5 protein-coding genes are annotated in these 5361 nt (G+C 37.2%); 2 read left to right on the plus strand and 3 right to left on the minus strand.

Going from position 1 to position 5361, the window contains the following annotated elements; genetic code table 11:
• Nucleotides 1-439: 439 nt before the first annotated feature.
• Complete coding sequence (locus tag P9B04_RS13460) at nucleotides 440-1363, minus strand: spondin domain-containing protein (protein WP_342055504.1); 924 nt, start codon at nucleotides 1361-1363, stop codon at nucleotides 440-442.
• A 97-nt stretch (nucleotides 1364-1460) separates the two neighbouring features.
• Nucleotides 1461-3269 (minus strand): proline--tRNA ligase, encoded by a 1809-nt coding sequence (gene proS / locus P9B04_RS13465; RefSeq protein WP_342055505.1) that lies wholly within the window; start codon nucleotides 3267-3269, stop codon nucleotides 1461-1463.
• A gap of 282 nt (nucleotides 3270-3551) precedes the next feature.
• Between proS and P9B04_RS13470 the strand changes: the two genes are divergently transcribed.
• Nucleotides 3552-3767 (plus strand): hypothetical protein, encoded by a 216-nt coding sequence (locus tag P9B04_RS13470; protein ID WP_342055506.1) that lies wholly within the window; start codon nucleotides 3552-3554, stop codon nucleotides 3765-3767.
• 2 nt (nucleotides 3768-3769) lie between these two features.
• Nucleotides 3770-4624, plus strand: a complete 855-nt coding sequence (locus tag P9B04_RS13475) for a prephenate/arogenate dehydrogenase (RefSeq protein ID WP_342055507.1) — start codon at nucleotides 3770-3772, stop codon at nucleotides 4622-4624.
• Nucleotides 4625-4855: 231 nt separating this feature from the next.
• Here the strand turns inward: P9B04_RS13475 and P9B04_RS13480 are convergent.
• On the minus strand, nucleotides 4856-5361 hold a 506-nt coding region (locus P9B04_RS13480; protein ID WP_342055508.1), incomplete at its 5' end, for an ISAzo13-like element transposase-related protein.

Consider the following 5361-nt stretch of genomic DNA (forward strand, 5'->3'; position numbering starts at 1 on the left):
CTGTGGCAGTTTATCTGCAATAAAAGAGAAATTTGCAAGTAAACTGTTTACACATTCTATGAGAAGTTTTACTTATCTATAACCCCAAAAATCTTAAAAAAATATATATAAAGTATTGAAAAACTAAAGCAGCATTTTATTATTTTTTAATTTTTTGCCAATAAAAAATATTGAAATAGGTGTAATGTCTCATTGTGCAAGTGTTTTAAATATTATTTAGGAAATAATTTTCCATGCCTACTATATTTGTTTATATTTTCGCAACAACTATTGTCAAGTTATTCTAACAAATTGACTGCGTGGCAGTGAGTAGTCAGCAGTAAACAGTGAACAGTTAACTTATAACCGTTCACTAATAAACTAAGGACTTTTACTGATAATTCTAATTCCCCACACCCAATACTTGATGACATAGATGCAAGATGTCAGGAAAACTGAATTAGATGCTACGATTACGACGACGTAAACCAGCAAAGAACAATAGTCCCCCCACAGTCATTAAACCAACGGTGGTAGAGGATTCGGGAACTGACTCAACTTCTTCAACGACACTAATGGTGACACGGGCAATGCCATTGGGATAGAGAGTCTCGTTGTTAAAGTTTAGATTGGCAAAATCCGTATCAAAATCTACTGGTCTGTTTTGGAAATCAGCATAAGAATCCGTAACACTGGTGATAACTCCGTTTTCATCAGCCCCATCGTTGGGTCCTGATTGTCCAGGAGGTAATCCTGGGAATAAAGGATTCGGATCACCTCCTGGTGCAGAAGTGTTAAAGTCATTGACTTCGGTTCCTGCATCCCTAAAACTTCCTGGGAGTCCAATTTCAAAAGAAATGAAGCTATCTTCACCTGAGAATAAAGTGGTTAAACTATGAGCCAAGGGGTCAGCATTGGCAAGAAAGTAATCATTGGAGGGGAGAATCATCGATGTGTAGGAGAAGTAAAGATTAGAATTATCTGGAGTTACTTCAAATGTACTCGTAGCCATAGTTCCTGCTGTGATGGGGGCCTCACCAATAGCACCATCAACACGGGTTCCCACTTGAGTGGAGTCAAAAAGCCCGCTTACGCCGTTTTGAACATAGGTTCTGTTGGACAGGAAGTCCATAGAAATGGGCATAGTATTGCCATCTTCGGCGATTCGCTCTAATCCCTCTTGAGAAGTAAGTCCCCCATTGTAGATATCAAAGCTACCGTCGTGAAAACCTACCCAAACAGGGGTAAGAGCAACACCTCCATCGGGGCCGAGATTTTCTATTTCTACTTTTAGGGTCAATGCTTGGGCCGTTGCTGCGGTGGCGACAACAGAACCAATGGTTAACAGGGTTAACAATCCAGATTTCTTTAATAAGTTAGTCATGGCAGGATTCACAATTTAGTTCACAATCTTATGATTAAGTTAGTGACACTATCTGAGAATTCCCTGAGAAAAATCAAAGAGTTTTTTCAGCAAAGTTTTATTGATTTTTAAGATTGTCTACCCAATGTTTTAAGATTTCTACTAGGTTAACTACTTCGATTTCTTGAGATTCTTTTGTTTTCCTGGTGATTACTTCAACTTTACCAGCTTTGAGAGATCGCCCTGTTACTACTCGATAAGGAATGCCAATTAAATCTGCATCTTTAAACTTAACCCCTGCCCGTTCGTCGCGATCGTCGAGTATGGTTTCTACACCTATTTTATTTAATTGGTTGTAGAGATTTTCGGCTACTTCCATTTGATTTGTATCTTTAATATTCGGGACAATAATAATAGCGTGATAAGGAGCGATGGCTACGGGCCAAATGATGCCGTCTTTGTCGTAGGATTGTTCTACTGCAGCTTGTGCTAGACGGGAGACTCCTACACCGTAACACCCCATTACAATGGGTTTTTCTTGGCCATTTTCATCGGTAAATGTTGCCCCCATTGCTTGAGAATATTTTGTGCCTAGTTGGAATATGTGACCCACTTCAATTCCTCTGGCACTGGCTAATATTTGATTGGGATCATGAACAGAGCGATCACCGATCATTGCTGTTCTAATATCACAAACTAATTTGGGTAATGCAAACTCTTTGCCCCAGTTTCCTCCTATTATATGATGTCCTGTTTTGTTGGCTCCTGTAACAAAGTTTTCTAAGTCTACAGCGGTTTGATCCACTATTCTGAGAAACTGGGGTGCGGTGTAATCTTCTGAGGCAATATAATTATCTTCTAGACTAGGTGAAATGTAACCCAGAGGTAAGGGCTTTGTGGCCCATTTTTTCTGAGCGTTTTCGTCAGGAACACTTAAAGCTAATAAGGCACTTGCTTGATATTGGGGTGCAAGTTTAACCAATTCGTTGTTTAGTTTTACTTCATTGACTTCTTGATCTCCCCTAATACTGACTAAAACTAAAACCGTTTTACCATTATCGTATACTGCTTCATAAAGCACGTTTTTAACAATACTTGTGGGAGAACATTGCAAAAATTGGGATAATTTTTCTATCGTCCTGCAATCGGGAGTTGCTTTTTTTTCGTAGGTAGTGAAAGGTGATTTTTCTCTATCTTTTGGTAGGGAAACTGCCTTTTCTACGTTGGCGGCATATTTACCGTCTTCGGTGTATAAAACCTCATCTTCTCCTGCTTCTGCTAAAATCATAAATTCTTGAGAAGCTGAGCCACCGATAGCTCCCGAGTCGGCTTCTACTGCCCTAAAAGCTAACCCACAACGGCTAATAATATTACGGTAAGCTCGATCCATTGCTTCATAACTTTTTTGTAAACTAGCCTCATCTTCGTTGAAAGAATAAGCATCTTTCATAATAAATTCTCTTCCTCGCATTAAGCCAAAACGAGGGCGAATTTCATCCCTAAATTTCGTTTGAATTTGATACAAATTAATCGGTAATTGTCGATAGGAACGAACCATATCTTTTGCTACCGTAGTAATTACTTCTTCATGGGTTGGTCCTAACCCTAATTCCCTTTCTTGTCTGTCTATCAAGGAAAACATAATTCCTTCTGCTTTGGTGTATGTTTCCCATCTTCCTGACTCTTTCCACAACTCGGAGGGTTGCAACTGGGGTAAAAGACATTCTTGGGCCCCTGCTGCGTTCATTTCTTCGCGTACTATTTGCGACACTTTTTGCAATACACGCCACATGAGGGGCAAATAAGCATAAATACCGCTACCAATCCGACGAATATAACCTGCTCTTAATAGTAGTTTATGACTAGGAATTTCTGCTTCGGCAGGATCTTCGCGCAGGGTGACAAAAAGCATCTGAGACAGTCGCATTCAGAGTTTCCTCGCAATTACCAAGTAGATGATATTATCCCATTTCTGGGCAGCTTTTACTAGGTTACTGAGAATATTTTGAGAAGAATATCAAATCTTTATAAATATTTTAAAGATTTAGTGCTTGACATAAATAAAAATTGGAAATCTTTTTAATAGGTTTCAAGATTTTCTTAAGCTAGTTTTTCAAACACAAGTGTTAGCATTGAGAATAGGAAAAGTTCGATAATTTGAGTGTTAGTTTTGATAAATATTGTACAACCATTCGGGATAGTTTTTAGGATGATGGTAGCTTGGGGGTTAATTTTGATATTAGTTAGTAGTTTAGTAGAAATGATTTTAAATATTATAAAAGAAGCAAAAAAGATGCACAAAATACCCTGTAACTGTTGCCAATATTTTACCAACGATTACCGTTTAAAATGTACGGTTAACCCTTTTCAGGTGAGTACGGAAGCGGCTATTAATTGTCGAGATTATCAAACCGAAGAAAATTAACTATGAAAATTGGCATCATTGGCTTAGGATTGATTGGTGGTTCACTGGGATTAGATTTACGAAACTGTGGACATATTATTTACGGTGTTTCTCGTCAAGAAAAAACCTGTCAACGAGCATTAGAAAGGGGAATTGTTGATTATGCAAGTATTAATATTGATTCCTTAGCAACTGTTGATATTGTTTTTGTTTGTACCCCTATTGGTTTGATTTCTCCAACCATACAAAAGTTAACTCCTCATTTAAAATCAGAGACTATTATTACTGATGTAGGGTCGGTAAAAAGTTCTGTTGTAAACGAATGTGAGGTATTATGGACTAATTTTGTGGGTGGTCATCCTATGGCTGGAACGGCTGAACAAGGAGTTGAAGCGGCACAGAAAAACTTATTTAAAAATGCTCCTTATGTGATCACAGTAACGGAAAAAACAACAAAAAATAGTATCAAAATCTTAGAAGAATTAGCTCAATCTTTAGGCTGTGTTGTTCATACTTGTTCCCCAGAAATACACGATCAAGCTGTTGCTTGGATTTCCCATTTACCAGTAATGATCAGTGCTAGTTTAATTGCTGCTTGTGTGGGAGAAAAAGAGAAAACTGTTTTAGAATTAGCTCAGCAGTTGGCCAGTTCAGGATTTAGAGATACCAGTCGTGTGGGGGGAGGAAACCCAGAATTAGGGGTTATGATGGCTCAATATAACAAGACTGCTCTCTTACAAGCTTTGGATAGTTATCGTCATCAACTGGATCAGATCAGGGAATATATCTATGAGGAAAGATGGGATTCCCTCGAAGAAATACTGATAAAGACGCAAAAGAAGCGATCGCCATTTATCAAAACTCAACACAATTCTTGAAATATCCGTCTAAATACTTAGGGACTTCCAGAGAATAAATTATTCCAAATGAAAAGAAAAAAGAGCTTTAGTAAAAAAGGACTAATTTTAAAAAAACAAGGGCTAAAGAGAATTAATTAAATTCAGCTAAACAGTAAAATAAACATAGCAAACTCATCTATTCTCATTTTTTTTTAGTCAAATAGATTTAAAGTTAATTGACTTTTTAAAATTACCGCTCTGAATTAAAACTTAGACAGGATGATAATAAATATCAATGAACCATCGGCCTAAATCTGGGAAATTTTCATTTGTGGAGTTGCTTAAGCGTTGAATTTGTTTCTCAATTTCTGACATCGCTTTTTTAGTTAATTTTACTCCTTTTTCATAAGTTTCCGTAATTAATTTGACCACAGGATGTTTTCCTTTCCATGTCATTGTTTCAGCGAACTTCAAAGCCGTATCTATTTCATCTAAAATACTACCATTCCAATGATTTTCTAAGACTGCCCAAGTTCTTTCTATGGGATTATATTTGCTATGATAAGGGGGATAATATGCTAAACGTATATTGATTTGATATTTTTGAGCAAATTCAACAATTCGTTTCATAAATTGTGTTCTTCTTGAGTTATTCTCTGGTCCATTATCTTGATTAAGTACCAAAGTCTTGATTTGAGAAAAACGATTTTTTTCTGATTCCCAAAAATCGTATCTTCTCAAAAAGCCAGGGGTCACTCGCTGCGAAAACTTAGGCC

This window comes from Crocosphaera sp. Alani8 (assembly GCF_038442745.1).
Classification (GTDB): Bacteria; Cyanobacteriota; Cyanobacteriia; order Cyanobacteriales; family Microcystaceae; genus Crocosphaera.